This is a genomic window from Pleurocapsa sp. CCALA 161 (assembly GCF_003003995.1).
Lineage (GTDB): Bacteria > Cyanobacteriota > Cyanobacteriia > Cyanobacteriales > Xenococcaceae > Waterburya.
Genome location: NZ_PVWF01000123.1, coordinates 1 through 12,522, shown reverse-complemented (window position 1 = coordinate 12,522; position 12,522 = coordinate 1). Strand labels below are relative to the sequence as shown.

At 39.1% G+C, this 12,522-nt stretch carries 17 protein-coding genes; 3 read left to right on the top strand and 14 right to left on the bottom strand.

Annotated elements, in window-relative coordinates; all coding sequences use genetic code 11:
* On the bottom strand, positions 1 to 1,269 hold a 1,269-nt coding region (locus tag C7B62_RS20910), incomplete at its 3' end, for a hypothetical protein (protein WP_146132157.1).
* A 544-nt stretch (positions 1,270 to 1,813) separates the two neighbouring features.
* Between C7B62_RS20910 and C7B62_RS20905 the strand changes: the two genes are divergently transcribed.
* Positions 1,814 to 2,098, top strand: a complete 285-nt coding sequence (locus C7B62_RS20905; RefSeq protein WP_146132156.1) for a hypothetical protein — start codon at positions 1,814 to 1,816, stop codon at positions 2,096 to 2,098.
* A complete protein-coding gene (locus C7B62_RS20900; protein WP_106241813.1) occupies positions 2,095 to 2,631 on the top strand; it encodes an HNH endonuclease in 537 nt (178 codons plus the stop codon). Before C7B62_RS20905 ends, C7B62_RS20900 begins: the two co-directional genes overlap by 4 nt.
* Before the next feature lie 59 nt (positions 2,632 to 2,690).
* On the opposite strand, the gene C7B62_RS20895 is transcribed toward C7B62_RS20900, so the two are convergent.
* The 10 genes from C7B62_RS20895 to C7B62_RS20850 form a co-directional block, all read right to left on the bottom strand.
* Positions 2,691 to 3,701 (bottom strand): nucleotidyl transferase AbiEii/AbiGii toxin family protein, encoded by a 1,011-nt coding sequence (locus C7B62_RS20895; RefSeq protein WP_158260719.1) that lies wholly within the window; start codon positions 3,699 to 3,701, stop codon positions 2,691 to 2,693.
* Between the two features lie 29 nt (positions 3,702 to 3,730).
* Positions 3,731 to 4,000 carry a type II toxin-antitoxin system RelE/ParE family toxin gene (locus C7B62_RS20890; protein WP_106241807.1) on the bottom strand — a complete coding sequence of 90 codons (270 nt, stop codon included), beginning with the start codon at positions 3,998 to 4,000 and terminating at the stop codon, positions 3,731 to 3,733.
* On the bottom strand, positions 3,997 to 4,197 hold the full coding sequence (locus C7B62_RS20885) for a hypothetical protein (RefSeq protein ID WP_106241805.1): 201 nt from the start codon (positions 4,195 to 4,197) through the stop codon (positions 3,997 to 3,999). Before C7B62_RS20885 ends, C7B62_RS20890 begins: the two co-directional genes overlap by 4 nt.
* A gap of 82 nt (positions 4,198 to 4,279) precedes the next feature.
* Positions 4,280 to 4,501 (bottom strand): hypothetical protein, encoded by a 222-nt coding sequence (locus tag C7B62_RS20880; protein ID WP_106241802.1) that lies wholly within the window; start codon positions 4,499 to 4,501, stop codon positions 4,280 to 4,282.
* A gap of 44 nt (positions 4,502 to 4,545) precedes the next feature.
* On the bottom strand, positions 4,546 to 5,421 hold the full coding sequence (locus C7B62_RS20875) for a ThiF family adenylyltransferase (RefSeq protein ID WP_106241799.1): 876 nt from the start codon (positions 5,419 to 5,421) through the stop codon (positions 4,546 to 4,548).
* Positions 5,405 to 6,064 carry a hypothetical protein gene (locus tag C7B62_RS20870; RefSeq protein ID WP_106241796.1) on the bottom strand — a complete coding sequence of 220 codons (660 nt, stop codon included), beginning with the start codon at positions 6,062 to 6,064 and terminating at the stop codon, positions 5,405 to 5,407. Before C7B62_RS20870 ends, C7B62_RS20875 begins: the two co-directional genes overlap by 17 nt.
* Before the next feature lie 159 nt (positions 6,065 to 6,223).
* Positions 6,224 to 6,859, bottom strand: a complete 636-nt coding sequence (locus tag C7B62_RS20865) for a hypothetical protein (protein WP_106241793.1) — start codon at positions 6,857 to 6,859, stop codon at positions 6,224 to 6,226.
* Positions 6,840 to 7,520 carry a hypothetical protein gene (locus C7B62_RS20860; protein ID WP_106241789.1) on the bottom strand — a complete coding sequence of 227 codons (681 nt, stop codon included), beginning with the start codon at positions 7,518 to 7,520 and terminating at the stop codon, positions 6,840 to 6,842. The genes C7B62_RS20865 and C7B62_RS20860 overlap by 20 nt, the downstream gene beginning before the upstream one ends.
* A complete protein-coding gene (locus C7B62_RS20855; protein WP_106241786.1) occupies positions 7,517 to 7,969 on the bottom strand; it encodes a hypothetical protein in 453 nt (150 codons plus the stop codon). Before C7B62_RS20855 ends, C7B62_RS20860 begins: the two co-directional genes overlap by 4 nt.
* 2 nt (positions 7,970 to 7,971) lie before the next feature.
* A complete protein-coding gene (locus C7B62_RS20850; RefSeq protein WP_106241783.1) occupies positions 7,972 to 8,319 on the bottom strand; it encodes a hypothetical protein in 348 nt (115 codons plus the stop codon).
* Positions 8,320 to 8,420: 101 nt separating this feature from the next.
* Here C7B62_RS20850 and C7B62_RS20845 point away from each other — a divergent pair, with 101 nt between their 5' ends.
* Positions 8,421 to 9,437 (top strand): hypothetical protein, encoded by a 1,017-nt coding sequence (locus C7B62_RS20845; RefSeq protein ID WP_106241781.1) that lies wholly within the window; start codon positions 8,421 to 8,423, stop codon positions 9,435 to 9,437.
* Here C7B62_RS20845 and C7B62_RS20840 read toward each other — a convergent pair.
* The 3 genes from C7B62_RS20840 to C7B62_RS20830 all read right to left on the bottom strand — a co-directional run bounded on the left by C7B62_RS20840 (position 9,427) and on the right by C7B62_RS20830 (position 12,444).
* Complete coding sequence (locus C7B62_RS20840) at positions 9,427 to 9,996, bottom strand: hypothetical protein (RefSeq protein WP_106241778.1); 570 nt, start codon at positions 9,994 to 9,996, stop codon at positions 9,427 to 9,429. The genes C7B62_RS20845 and C7B62_RS20840 overlap by 11 nt on opposite strands.
* Before the next feature lie 49 nt (positions 9,997 to 10,045).
* The gene (locus C7B62_RS20835) at positions 10,046 to 10,684 is read right to left on the bottom strand and encodes a hypothetical protein (protein WP_106241775.1); all 639 of its coding nucleotides are present in this window, start codon (positions 10,682 to 10,684) and stop codon (positions 10,046 to 10,048) included.
* A 68-nt stretch (positions 10,685 to 10,752) separates the two neighbouring features.
* On the bottom strand, positions 10,753 to 12,444 hold the full coding sequence (locus C7B62_RS20830) for a UvrD-helicase domain-containing protein (protein WP_255414070.1): 1,692 nt from the start codon (positions 12,442 to 12,444) through the stop codon (positions 10,753 to 10,755).
* Positions 12,445 to 12,522 lie beyond the last annotated feature (78 nt).

Below are 12,522 nucleotides of genomic sequence, written 5' to 3'. Positions count from 1 at the left end.
TCGTAGGGAATTTAAAACATATGTACTATTTAACAAGTGATTTTTCCTCCAACTGTAACCCTCGTTTGAACAACGTCCAGTATAACCACCTTCTACACTCTCGAAATATTTTTCAGCATAAATTACACGTATAGGTGGTTCTTCAGTTAGTTGTTTGGTTGCAGGTATCTGATCTGAAATCACTTTTCTGATGAGATCCTCAGACTGGAGAGAATAGTTGACTAGAACATCATCTAATGCAGAAACTTTGGCTTTAAGTTCCTGCATCTTTTCTTCTCTAATTTCTATCAGCGCTTGATTTGCCTGTTTAATCTCTACTCCATCTGCTATTTCCTTTAATTGCCTGCTATGATCAACTATTCTATTAAGATGCGATCTCAATTCAGAGAATGCAGCAGGGTTAAGGATTTCTTTCAAATGAAAAATACCAGAATAAATCTCTTTCATTCCTACTTGACCAGACAAACATCGATCAACTAAAGCAGCCACGTCTGGATAGAGTACTTTATTAGATTCACTCCAATTCTCTAACCAAGATTTTGTATGCCTAAGCCTTTGAAGAGCTGGTTGTGGTTGATTTCTTAACGACTTTATAGATGACTCTAAGTTATGAATAGAATTCCATGAATCTTCTCTTGATAAAGCAGTCTTTCGCATCTCAAGCATGAACGGTCTGCTCTTGTTAAAAGTCGCTTTTAGCAATTCATAAATTGAAAGCTGAGCATCATTAATAGACTTTATAGGTATAGTAAAATGATGTTTATTAACAAGAGATTCAAAATACAAGCATGGAACATCTTCTTCTTGTACTTCCTCCAAAACCTCAAGAAGAGGAGAAATCCCTAGTGTCTGCTCATCCTTCCAATCACCATGTCTACGTGTAGGTCTAGTGTTGGAGCTAATAAATTCTCTTCTACTATTATATCTATTTGCGATATTAATCTGTTGTAAAAGCCTACATTCTGGCGAATACGTACAGCCTTCTCCTGACTTGGTGATAAATCCTATATCATCACGAGCACCATTAGAAGATCTAAACTGTCCTCTCTTGGGAGGCGGAGAGGAAGAAGTTCCATCAACTGTTAAAAACAACATCTCCGAACCAGTCAAGTCGTGTAATGATGACCAAGTTTTTTCAATTTGCCTAAACATTTGCGGACAATCTGCCTCACGAGCTACAAAAATTACAAGGAATATAAATCCCTGCTCTCTCCCGCCTCTTCGTAAAAGTTCTAGAAAATCTTTGAACGGTAGCTCTGCAACAATCATTTCTAACCCATCACTATTGATTCATGACCGATGATTCACGATCGACACTCGGCCAATCTTTCCGCATAACTATCTATTATGCAGAAACTTTCGGTATATATTTTTGACGATGATATCCCGACTTTATATGGATGTCATGCCAAATAAGTATAATATCCAGAAAAATTCTGGATATCATTCCAGGTCAAAATCTCCTAAAAAACTGCAAGGGACGAGTCAGTAATGTCATTCGTCTCAAACATTATTCTTACAAAACCGAAAAAAGCTACCCTAACTGGATTAAGTAAAATTATAATTACTTGAATCTAGAGCAGCGATCGCATCTAGTTTTGTCTTGTCTAACACGAGAATTTTGCTACCTTGAAGGTAATCTGCGATCGCCTGCATTTGTTTAAACAATTATGAGCTACACCCAAATGAAGCTTCAAGTCACCCTGCTCAAACCATAGGATCTTCTTCCCACATCAACTGGGTGGTAAAGGATTGGGTTAAAATAGAGTCAATCTTAAGAGGACAAGTCTCTATGATCAGTGATGAACTTGGAATGCAACTACACGATCTCGATACGATTGGTGAACAGCTAACCGCACGGGAAAAAGAGCAACTGGAGGCTTGGTATGCCCAAAAAGATGCAGCGGAAAAGTCAATGCTCGAAGCGGCTCAGTTACCTCTGCCAAATTTAGTCGCACTGCAAAATCAGGTCGATATTGCGATCGAGCAGCTTACCGTCGGAGTTCAGCGGCTCCACCAGATTACCCAAGAAAATAAGTCGTTGCGTGAAGAGATCTCCGAAATTAAACAACAGCTTATTGTTCCTCGATCTGCATGAGCCTGACTGCATCAATTAGAGAACAGGTACGTCAACGCGCTCAGTGTGCTTGCGAATTTTGTGGTGTCAACGAAATCGATGTCGGTGGGATGCTCACGATCGATCATTTCCAGCCTCGTACCAAAGCAGGCTCAGATACATTGGAGAATCTGGTTTATGCTTGCATCGCCTGTAACCAATACAAACAAGACTACTGGCCCCGAACAGAAATAGCCCCGATACTTTGGAACCCTCGCCAAGAATCCGCTAGTCAGCATTTTGTTGAGCAAGAAGACGGTCAATTGACAGCACTCACGCCAACAGGCGTATTTACCATTAAACGTTTGCGATTGAATCGGAGTCAATTGATTGCTGCCCGACAAAGACGACAACAGCAGTTGCAAGTAGAAAGACTACTTCGACGTTATCAAGAATTAACGACTTTACAATCACGAATTAATATTCAACTTACCGATCTTGCAATAGAGCAGCAGATGCTTTTGAAAGATCAGCGAAAATGGCTGCGAATTCTATTGAGTCGTCTTAATCAATAAATAAGTAAAATTATAATTACTTGAATCTAGAGCAGCGATCGCATCTAGTTTTGTCTTGTCTAACACGAGAATTTTGCCACCCTGCTCAAACCATGGGATCTTCTTCTTGATTGGTTTCTAATGTCAGTTTCTCGAAAGCTTCTTTCAGTCGCTTCCATCTCGAAATCTGTTGCCAACTCATCCAAACCATCAATTATCCTAACTGGATTGTCAACACTTAAAGCCTCATAGCAACTAGCTCTCCATTCTGGCTTGTTTTGGAAATTGACGATCGCTTCTCTTAAAGGTTGTCTTACTCGATAGTTGGCTTCTGCTGCCAAGATTGATTCCTGGGGAATTGGTCTAGATAAGCGTAGTATTGTCAGGTCGATCAAATCCCTGGCGTGAGTAGAAGAATCCAGATAGCGATCGGCATTAGCAAGTAGTTTACTAGTAAAGCGATCGGTTAGATTGAGCAAAGGAAGCCCTAATTCCCCAATCTCACAAGGATTGAGTTCAAAGCGATTTTCGGCAATGAACTCTAATTTAATTGGCGGTAATTCTCGATCTAAAATTAAAGGCATTCTGATGCTATAAAGATCCTTTTTTATTTCGCCAATACTCAGGCGATCGCTCTTGAGTAGCTCCTTGACTCGCCCCTCATCAACCCACCGTCTCAACCGATTAAAAGAGTCTAAATTGCAGAGAAAATCTAAGTCGTAACTAAGACGGTAGCAATCTCGCTCCAAGCTTAACATCGTGCCACCACCAAAATAAGCTTGGTATTCAATTAAAATCTCTGGATCGAGATTGTTAACAATTCCTCGAACCTTCTGGTAGAATTGTTGTTTGTCTATTTCCATTTGTTCTGGTAGTAGGGATGGGCGATTGTACGCTTGAGCCAGTAGGTGAACAAAATTTAACTCAGCTTTAGTTGCTCTGCCAAGTACCCCCCTAAACCTCCATCTAGTCTCATAGATAGATAGCATTTCCTTTAAAGAAAGATTATAGGGATTGGCAACATTCCAACAAAGAGATTCTAGTAATGGTAACGAGTGAGGAATAGTTAAATTAAGCAGTTCCTTTGTCATAATCTTTAGGGGGGCGTAATCGCTCATACTTAAGGAAAATAACGGTAAACATCTCGGCGATGAAGCACTCTTGAAAAAGTTACCGTTTCCTTTTGAATAAAGACACCAATCCGATAATCACCAACTCTTATACGGAAAGCGTTTTCATGTCCTTTAATTTTTTTGAGACTTTTAATTTCGGTAACATTCTGACAGTCGGGAATGGTTTGAAATACTAGTTTTTTAATTTCTGAATAAGTAAATGTTTTTTTAAGTTTTTTGAGGTCTTTGGTGAAGCTGGGAAGATATTCCGTTTTCATTCTTCTTCAAGTGCTTTTAATACTTCCTCTCGACTCATAGGCGTTTCGTTGATAGTTGTTTTCATAGCCTGATAAAGTGCCTCGTCCTCTAATCCTTCTAACAACTGTTGATAGTCCTCAAAGTTGAGAATGACTTGTCGAATATTACCTTGAGTATCGGTAATCAGTTCTTGAGCAAAAGGATAATTATTAGTCATTTTTGTTGTTGATTAATTTTATTGATTCTTACCCAAAGTAAACCAGAAATCCAAATATTCGTATCTAGTAAGACTTTCATCCCTAATTTTTACTATGTCTCACTTCTTTTACCATTGTGCTAATTTCTGACCTAGTAGGTTGCTCTTCGTCTGTACCCAATTCATCTACTCTTTGCCACAGGGAAGATAGTTTATCTTGAGGATGAGACTGGATTTGCTTTAAAATCATCATCGCCACCTCATTCTGTTGTGTATCTGTCAGCTTTTTAAGTTCGGCGATCGCTTGTTCTAATAGTTCAGTCATATCATTATTCTTTTTATTCCTATGATAAATCAAAGCCTTTACCTTTATTGATAAACAACAGCTTTTGCCCTTTCTACAAGGCGATCGATGTTTTCTTGACTAATCCAAGTCGAACTAACTGAACCCCGAAAAATATCTACCTCTACCTGCATCCTCTTGAGTTGAGAATTAAGCAGCTGGTGAATCATTTCTCCTGCTACAATTGCCATTTGGGAATTAATATTGAGGCTTTGACCGTTAAGTAAAGCTTGCTCGGCGCAGGAAATATCCTCATCTTCATCTACCTGTTGCAGCAATAGTTCGGGATATTGAATCGTAGGCAGGGGCAGTCTAATACAGGTAGCTGGCTCTAAAACATAGTCATCAAGCTCAACAGAGTCCCAGTTGCCGATCGCAACCTGCCCGTGGGTATAGCTATTACCACAGTCAAGCCACCAGCAAGGCTTTTTGGTTACGCCATGAGCAAACATAGATGCGTGCTGAATCATTAATTCTTCTATACTTGCCCTAGCCCGAGCATTATCAACACAGCCAACTATCAAACTCGGCTTGTAGGTAGTAAACTCGATCGCGTCTATAGAATCTGACCTTGCTGCAATAGTCAATTTTGGGAACATAGTTTTATAGCGCATTGCTAACGCCTGCGCCTTGTTGTAGCCCAATTCTGCTTGGCAAAAGTTTTGTCGATACAAATTCTTTTCTTCAATGCGGTCAAAGTCAATGAGGGTCAAATCTATTTGTCTGCCCGTCTCATTGAGAAAGTTAGCAATACGACATAGGTGCGGAATTAGAAAGCTACCAGTTCCACCACAGCCCACTACATAAATTTGTACGTGGGGAAAGCCAAAATAGATGGGCTTGGCATTGAGAATCGACAAATCACTGAAATTTAGCTGTAACGGACTAGAAAGGGAGAACATAATTACAGTACAAACTAATATTTTCGTAAATTAGACTTGATTGGATAGGCAAAAACAATCCGTGAACACAGACTCGGCTGATAATTTCCAGTTGACCATTGCTTTTGCCAATCACTGTACTAATTCGGCAACCATCCTCTTCGAGATCGTCAGTACCAGAGAAGAACGCTCGTGCAGCACCGTGGGAGTGAATTTCAATCACGGCAGGTTCAGGGAAGCGATCGCCAGCAATACAGGTACTAGGAGTGCATTCTTGTTCGGGGTAAAGAACTTCCCAGCGATCGCGAAGCCCTAAAGGATTTGCCCCAAAGGGATTAGGAGCTTCGCTCCGTCCGCCTGGAGGCGCGTCCGTGGACGGAGTCCAATCGCCCCGCCAGTAAAGATAAAATAGCTGTTCTAAATCTGGCTCTTGTTGAATCTGCTCGATAATAGCTTCCACCTTTTTTTGAGGTACGGGAGGGACTAACAGCTTAAACTCTTGCTTAAACTCAGGTAAACCTGGAGTGTGAACTTCACGGTGAGATACGACCGCTTTAAATTCTCGTCTGCTTACAGAACGAAAGATACCATTACCTGCCCAGATAAAACCTGTAGGCAAATTGTTACTGGTTAAATTGCCTGCTACTGAATGACTTAAAAGCATGATGATTATTTAATTGTAGTTTTGGAGCTGGAGAATTGGGTGTTGGTGAATGCGTAATGCTTATAAAATATTTTGTTCCCCTAGCAAAAAGTAAAAATTGATTAAAAGCTTATAGCTTATAGCTTATAGCTGATTAAGTAATCCTTTGTATAGCATTACTTAATCAGCAACGCCGAGAATTGTATTCAAACTCCAGCCATTAGGAACTAAATCTTGTTCGGGATAGACAGTGACTAGACTTTGAGAAATTCTGATTAATTTGTCTACGATTAAATTGGGGTGAGACAATGACTTTCCCCCATCCAAGTCATAGTTGAACTCAGAAGAAATGAAGCTATGCCACATGCTAGCCGTATCTTTATTGGGGGACGAAACACTCCCCCAACAGACTTGTCCATTTGAATTAATATTGGGTAAAGGAAACTGATATAGCTGAGAATTTAAGCTCAACTGTCCTTTGTAGGCAAAGATCCACAAGCGAGACTGTTTATGAACAATTACAGCCCCAGGCAAAGGAACGTTCAGGCTAAAATTGTCAAACCTCAGCAAATACTGACTGGGTAGTACCGAACTTACGGTCAGTATTTGTCCGTTGTATTGACATACTTTATGCAAAGCTACGTTTGGCTGCAAATACCAGTCTGACTGAAAATCTTTTTGCCCTAAGATTTCAATTAAATTGGTAAAATCGATTTGTTTTATATAAGTATGACCATCTTCAGAAGTAGTAAATACTGCTGAATCCTGAAGAAAAATTAGCAGTGCTTGAGCCTGTTTAATCAGTTGAGGAATCATCGGCAAGAGCCTTACGAAAAATAACGTCTATTACCTTTTGGGCGACAGCGCGATTATCCTGAAACCAGCGATCAAAGAATTCTAACTGCCCCATTAATCCCAAAGCTTCTCGGTAATGTTCCTCTAAGGTAATTACCTCAAGTTCAGTAAGCTCGTATTCGTTATCTGACTCAAAGTGAGTATCAAGCCAGATATTATTGGTTATGGCTAGGACATACCGCAAGACATTAGGCAAAATTGAGAGGGGATGACCTGTAAAATCTTCTAAAGTTCGTTCGACAAAATCTACGATGGACTCGTCATAACCCAAACTGCCCAGATACTCGTCAATAGTCATGTGGACGTATAGCCAGCTATTACCTACGCCCCCATAGTAGCAATCGTAGTCACTATAGGGGTCAGGCATAATGGCAATTTTCTCTAATCCTAAATAGGGTCGTTCCCGTTTTTGTAATTGGTAATCGTAATCGGGATCGAAACAGGGGAAGCAATGCTCATTTAACAGCTCGATTAAACGACGATCTATTATTTCTAACGCATCATCATTTAAAATCAAATTTGGGTTTAATTGAGCAAATTCTTCAGGAAAAAGGTATTTAGTAGCTTTAATCCCCCTGAATCTATGGGATATCTGTCTAGACTTTGCTAAAAGACTATTCATATCAAAGGCACGATATTACTCTTGCCAAAATACAAACGTCTAATCGCAGCATCAATACAATTCTTTCGCTGTTCACAAATCGACTGAACGCGATCGAAGTCTAGAGTTTCATAAATTTCTGACCACTCACTTACGGTCAATTCCTCAGTTAACTTAGTATTTAGACTCTCGATCTTAATTGGCAAATCATCTTCGGGAAAATCGCCCAGCAACTCTAATAGTCGATCTCTACCCTTTGTACCGACTCGCTTGATGATTTTAATCGAACCATCTTCTAATCGCTCTAATTTACCGTTAGCCATCCCTGGAAAACCAACACAGAGCAAGTCTAGTATTTGTCGATCTTCTAATCCTTCAATCTTACTCTTCTCGACGGGATATTTCTGTCCTTCATATTCGATCGTTACTGTATTGGGTTGAGTTTTAACGCTGTCATTTTCATTAGTCATTTTCAAATCAAGCTCTTAGCAAATTTAACTTTTTTGGGGGTCTTCTTAGTTTGTTTATTAGTACCACTGGTACTTTCAATTGGCTTAACTTTACGTTCACCATTATTTCTTAGATTTCGCTTAGACAATTCCTTATTCTTGTGGGAAATATCAAATTCAGGCAGTAAATCTAATACCGCTTGAGTCAAGTCGTTAGGAACTTCTTCGTATCTGGCTATAGCTGGAAAAGACTCTGAATAACTTACAGTCAAACAGTGAATATTTTTCTTTCTATCAATAGTAAAAACAATTTTCAAGGGATATTTACAGTCTTTTAAAGATTCAGACAGACTAATATTTTCTTGAGTCATAAGTGTTTATAGCCTCTGGATCTTTGCAACTAGACATTGACATTTTCTAGAGTTACCTTTGTATTAGTGGTTGCAAATTAAAAGGCGACAGCCTACTTAATATGGAAGAATTGATAGTCGAGCAGCATCGAGAATACTATCCCATGACATTCTACCCAGAATGTTTAACTGAAATTCTCGATCAATTCAAAAAACCTCAGCTAAAAAATAACCCTACATTTTGTCTAGAACCAATATCTATTTGTATTCCCAAAATACACTACTACGGAAAACTCAAACTAATTCAGTTCTACTTGGGTAGCATTGCTGTCATTATTTTTCTCTTCTCAATCACTATTTCATTACTATTTAGTCATCTAGTTGGGATATGTCTTTTTATCTTGAATATCTTATTTTTCTTAAGCTATTTGAGATTGCACATTTATGAACAAAATTTAAAGGATGACTTGCGACAAATCGATCGAGAAATAACATCTAGAAAATATTTAATCAAGCAATTTAAAAGCAATAAAGAAAATTATAAAAGTAAAACTACTTTTTTGTTGAACACCCTAGACAAAAGAGACAGTATTTACGATTTTAAGATTAATAATGATGCCGAAAAAGGATTTTCCGAAGCTTATTTTTTAAGTTATCTCAACCAGTGGTTTATCTACCCCTGGCGCATAATTGAACATTGCCAGTTTGAAGACGAGCAAGGCTATACTCCCACAGCTGATTTTATCTTAATTAATGACGACCTCAAGCTCGCAGTAGACTTAGAAATTGACGAGCCTTATTCATTTAAAGGATCTTTACCGATTCATCTAGTTGAAGATCCAAAATATATCTATCGGGACAAATTCTTTCTCAAGCTCGGCTATATCGTGATTCGCTTTGCCGAATATCAAATAGCCAAGCACCCTGACTATTGCTGTTTGCATATAGCTAGAGTGCTTAACCAGTTTTTGGATCGAGACACAAAAATCGCACTTCCTAATTCAGTTAATATTGAGCCATTGACCCCTCAAGAATGGAAGGTTAAAACCTGGACTCAACGTGAATCGCAAATAATGGCTGATAACCAGATTCGAGACGCTTATCTCGAACCCATCCACGCTTTTAACCTTAAACATTGAGTTCCTCTACTTTTTGTCCAAAAAACCTGCTTCCGCCCGTAGTAAATAATACAGCACTAATGAAAGCTCTTTTTTGAGACATCTTGTCTAGGGTATTAAGAATATCGGGAGAGTAAGATTTGTTGTATTTGGTTTCTCTGTTGTTGCAGTTGCCAAACCCATTACCCACTACTTTTCCCTGATAACTTAATTGGCATTCGTGAGCATAGTAAAAGATATTGTTGGCAAAATCTAGTTTAGTAGAAGGGAGGACAAACAGCTGATAATTCAGACCAAAGAAGCGACAGATCCTTTCTGCACCTGCTTTAGTTAAAGTAAACGTATCTCCATTCTTCTTGCTTGGAATTACCCGACAGTCTACATTTCCCTTAAACTGAGCCAGCAAACTTTGATAGGAGTGAAAATAAGTTTGAGTATCAACAGTAGCCAAACCCATCTGAGCTTGCTGCTGTAGCAAAGGTACACGTTCTTGAGTTGAGTACTGATTTGATTGGTCAACTGGAGGTACAGCTTGATTGTTACTCGAATATAGTTGATATGAGATAGGTAATTGTTCCATGAATCATCAAAATTCTTGCTCGATGGCTAACCCGCAAGGGTATCGAGGTTTAATCGATTGATATTTCTGGAATACCCTCGATTTCCGTCAGAAGGTTAAATTCCGTTTCTGATTCTTGTTCTGACAATATCAATCTTAGATCTTTGCCCTGATGCAGCAGAGCTAATCGTTCTCCTAATTCTTGTTCACAAACAACTAAATCGTTGGTAAAAATTCTTCTTCTGCTGAAGCAAATACGAAGATCTGCTTTGAGATCATTTGTCAGAAGACTAATAATTGAAATCTTATTCGGCGGCAACTTTAACTGTTGGCTTAAAATATAAGCCTGGGCTGTGGCGATCTCATTAACTTCTAGACCAGACCAATCTATTATCAACATATTGTAATCTTGCATTGCTACTAGATCTAGCAAAGATTCGAGCCACCCTCCCTCAAATTGCCAAGCAACCTGATAATCCCAATACTGATTCAACTTTTTGTTAAACATTTCGGGAAAAAGTAACTGGCATTCGGTCATTAATCTGGCAAGATAAGGATTATGTTCAACTATTTTCTGAACATCAATTCCCATACTCATTTGTCTCAATAAAGTTCTAAGTTTTGGGGTAACTGGCATTCCTTGGCCCAGATCGGGATAAAGCTCAGACAGATTGACGATTTCAACTCCTGTCTTTTTTGAGTCGTTCATTTTTTATTTAATTACCAAAAAACTTCCCCTAGCACTCCCGCTAGGGACAAGCCAATGATTTTCAGCACTTAAACTAAACTCTGAAACCTCTGACTAATTCTTTTACCCTGCTCAGATCTAATTGTCTTGATATATTGTTCCAGTTCTTCTGAGGATGCTAGTTTCACTAGTTCAGTAACACTAGAACCCTCAACAGAAGTCAAATCAGACTCATGTTTATCGATAATCGAACCAGTTTTCTGGTCATACCAAAAAGCATCCCCAATCAAAAATAAGTCCTTGGTACTCCGAGAAAGGGCAACGTAAAGTAGATTCTGCTCCTGTTGTTCTTGCCATTCTTTTTGGCCTTCCCATAATAAAGGTAAGGTTAAAGGTTCGGCTATATATACTCTTTCGCTTTCCATCCCTTTAGCTCGATGAACAGTAGATAACAAAACTGCCTCAGCATCTTCTGAGCCAAATAACTGCCTAATGCTAGAGGCTAATTCTGCTAAAGACTTAGTTTGAAAATGGTTATAGATCGCCCCAACAGCTTTGATTTGGTCTTTTAACTGTAGCAGTAGAATTGCCCCATTATCATTTTGTTCGTAGATAGACTGTTTGAACTTTAAATAACTCTGAGAAAACTCAGCAAACTTCTGATATTCAAATTCTGGCTGTTCGGCAAGAACTGCTAAAAGGTTCAACAGTTCTTGCTGTAGAGAACTGCCGACTAAATTACAGGGAATACCTCTGACAATCATCTTGAGATGAAGGTCTACTAAGCTGCTGCTGCATCTAGCAATTACCAAATCCCCTGGCTTGATTCGACTATCTTTGGTTTCATCCCATAAATCCCATTCTTGAATCACTTTAATACTCCCTAGAGGAGCATTATCTCTGGGTACGATGGGAATTTCAGGATAGAGTTTGTTAATCAGTTCAATATGAATTTTGGGACATCGGTAGCACACTGGGAGAGTAAACTCTTTCGCCTGAAGTTTTACTTGAATATTACTAAAGCTATCAGTATCCGCCCCGCAAAATCCATTGATAGATTGAGCAGGGTCACCGACAAACAGCATTTTGGCTTTTTCGTGAGCCAGAGACAAAACAAATTCAAGCTGCAAACAACTCATATCCTGAGCTTCATCAACCATAACTCTTTGGGCAAATTTAAACCCAGGCATTTGGTTAACCTGCCAGACTACAGGCAGCCAGAGCATATCAGTATGGTCGATTCTAGCTTCATTCGCAGCAGCATCCATGCCCACTTTAAATAGATAGTCGATTCTTTGACTAATTTCATTTAAATGTTGTTTGTTGATATCTAAAGCGTAGTGTTCGACCAACCTAGACAAAGCTTCGGTTGTCAAAGGAGATAGAGTCAGCCTGACAAATTCAAATAGTTTGAGAAAACTGCTTAAGCTAACTACCTTATCCTGCTGGGGGTCGCTACCGTCAAACCAATCTAAGGTCTTAGCTAGATGGCGATATTTGGACTCTTCTACCTCTAATCGTTTGACCCCGAGATATTTTTTCAACACCTGATACCCCGCGCTATGAACGGTAGAAATTGAGTATTGCCAACGAGAGTCGAGCTTTTTAACTAATGCAGTCTTATTCTTTTTATTAAAAACCAAAACCAGACAGTCTTGAATTTTTACGTTACTCGTCGAAATCGCATCAGCAGCCAGCTTGAGTAGCGTGCTTTTGCCCGAACCTGCTACAGAATTGACTACAGCATCTCTTGCATCCGAATCAGCCTGTAACCACTTAATTAACGTGAGTTCGACAAAGTTAGAAAGTAGCAGAAGGTAGTGCCAATAATTCTTTCGGCTCTAGATCGAGAGAAGGTT

Coding starts and splice junctions, on each gene's coding strand:
- C7B62_RS20845 (WP_106241781.1), top strand. CDS start 8,421: ATGGAAGAATTGATAGTCGAGCAGCATCGAGAATACTATCCCATGACA.
- C7B62_RS20875 (WP_106241799.1), bottom strand. CDS start 5,421: ATGTTCTCCCTTTCTAGTCCGTTACAGCTAAATTTCAGTGATTTGTCG.
- C7B62_RS20860 (WP_106241789.1), bottom strand. CDS start 7,520: ATGAATAGTCTTTTAGCAAAGTCTAGACAGATATCCCATAGATTCAGG.
- C7B62_RS20835 (WP_106241775.1), bottom strand. CDS start 10,684: ATGAACGACTCAAAAAAGACAGGAGTTGAAATCGTCAATCTGTCTGAG.
- C7B62_RS20880 (WP_106241802.1), bottom strand. CDS start 4,501: ATGACTGAACTATTAGAACAAGCGATCGCCGAACTTAAAAAGCTGACA.
- C7B62_RS20905 (WP_146132156.1), top strand. CDS start 1,814: ATGCAACTACACGATCTCGATACGATTGGTGAACAGCTAACCGCACGG.
- C7B62_RS20885 (WP_106241805.1), bottom strand. CDS start 4,197: ATGACTAATAATTATCCTTTTGCTCAAGAACTGATTACCGATACTCAA.
- C7B62_RS20870 (WP_106241796.1), bottom strand. CDS start 6,064: ATGCTTTTAAGTCATTCAGTAGCAGGCAATTTAACCAGTAACAATTTG.
- C7B62_RS20850 (WP_106241783.1), bottom strand. CDS start 8,319: ATGACTCAAGAAAATATTAGTCTGTCTGAATCTTTAAAAGACTGTAAA.
- C7B62_RS20890 (WP_106241807.1), bottom strand. CDS start 4,000: ATGAAAACGGAATATCTTCCCAGCTTCACCAAAGACCTCAAAAAACTT.
- C7B62_RS20900 (WP_106241813.1), top strand. CDS start 2,095: ATGAGCCTGACTGCATCAATTAGAGAACAGGTACGTCAACGCGCTCAG.
- C7B62_RS20840 (WP_106241778.1), bottom strand. CDS start 9,996: ATGGAACAATTACCTATCTCATATCAACTATATTCGAGTAACAATCAA.
- C7B62_RS20895 (WP_158260719.1), bottom strand. CDS start 3,701: ATGACAAAGGAACTGCTTAATTTAACTATTCCTCACTCGTTACCATTA.
- C7B62_RS20855 (WP_106241786.1), bottom strand. CDS start 7,969: ATGACTAATGAAAATGACAGCGTTAAAACTCAACCCAATACAGTAACG.
- C7B62_RS20865 (WP_106241793.1), bottom strand. CDS start 6,859: ATGATTCCTCAACTGATTAAACAGGCTCAAGCACTGCTAATTTTTCTT.